This is a genomic window from Lactobacillus mulieris, from assembly GCF_007095465.1.
In the GTDB taxonomy this organism is placed as follows: Bacteria; Bacillota; Bacilli; order Lactobacillales; family Lactobacillaceae; genus Lactobacillus; species Lactobacillus mulieris.
Window position 1 is genome coordinate 1 of record NZ_SDGL01000032.1, and the last position, 1,372, is coordinate 1,372.

At 40.2% G+C, this 1,372-nt stretch carries 1 protein-coding gene; it reads right to left on the minus strand.

Annotated features, from left to right (window positions below; translation table 11 throughout):
* Positions 1-62 precede the first annotated feature (62 nt).
* On the minus strand, positions 63-1,241 hold the full coding sequence (locus ETI37_RS07700; RefSeq protein ID WP_034535716.1) for an IS256 family transposase: 1,179 nt from the start codon (positions 1,239-1,241) through the stop codon (positions 63-65).
* Positions 1,242-1,372: the final 131 nt, after the last annotated feature.

Genomic DNA, 1,372 nt, shown 5'->3' on the forward strand with positions numbered 1-1,372 from the left:
GAAACTGTCAAATTTTTTGTGTAAATAGATTTTTCTCGTAGATTGATTTTTTAATCTTTTATTTAATCAAAGTAGGATTCTAAGGTATCCTGAACCTGACCAAAGCCTTTGTGGATTCGATTGAAATAGCGTTCGTTGTAGCTCATTGCCTGAATGCCAATAAAAGTATTAAGCGACTGTTCAGTTGGAAACTCTGCTTTAGGCTTAGCTTTACGCTTGATAACGTTGTTAAAGGATTCGATCATATTGGTAGAGTAAATTGAAGCCCTGATCTGCTTAGGATAGCTGTAAAAGACTAGCAGATCAGGTTCAATCTCTTTGAGATTTCTGATGACATGGTTGTACGCTCTGTTCCACTTGTCATAGAAGGCGTGCAAGACTTTGATCGCGGCTTCCTTATTTGGCTGTTGATGAATTTGCTTGAATTCATTCATGATCGTTTCGCGATCATCTACGCGTACTTTAGCGCAAATATTGCGCATGACATGAACTAGACAGCGTTGAAAATGAGCTTTCGGATAAGTCTGCTCCAGCACTGTCTTCATGCCCACAACGCCATCTGAAAGAAAGAGCTCAACCTGTTCTAGACCGCGAGACTTCATGTCTTGAAGCATTTCCGTCCAATTCTCGACGTTTTCGCTGGGAGCAATGCGGTAATCGATGACTTCCTTGTGACCATTAGGCTTGATGCCAATGGCAATATAAACTGCTTCACGATCAAAGGTTATGCGACGCAAAGGAATGTAGGTAGCGTCCAAATAAACGCAGAAGAACTTGTCACTGAATTTGCGCTGATGATAGGCCTCGACTTTTGGAATCATCTGCTTGGAGATGTTAGATACCTGAGCTGGGCTGTAATGACTGCCATACATCTTTTCAATCAAGTCGGCTATTTCTCTAGTGGTTACGCCTTTGGAATATAGCTTGATAATCATGCTTTCCAAGACATTGGAGTGCTGCTTGTAGTCAGGGAGCGTGTGCTGATGAAACATGCCGTTACGATCCCTAGGCACCTGAATTTTAATCTCGCCAAATTGCGTATCAACCTTGCGAAAGTAAGCACCATTGCGTGAATTGCCTGTATTCCAGCCAGCTCTGGCATAAGGATCATAGCCTAAAAACGCAGTCAGTTCAGCCTCTAATAGGTCATTAACTGCTTGCTGGAGTTCTTTGCGCAATAAATCGTTTATTTTGTCTTGATTTAATAGAGCTTGTGCTATATTTTTGGTAAAATCATTCATGAAGGAGTTCTTCTTTCTGTATGTGTTTTTTTGTTCAAACCAATCATACGAGAAAGGAACTCCTTTTTCTAATGTTTTAAGAAATAAATTTAAGGAATTATTCATCCTTACACAAACTATTTTACAGTCTC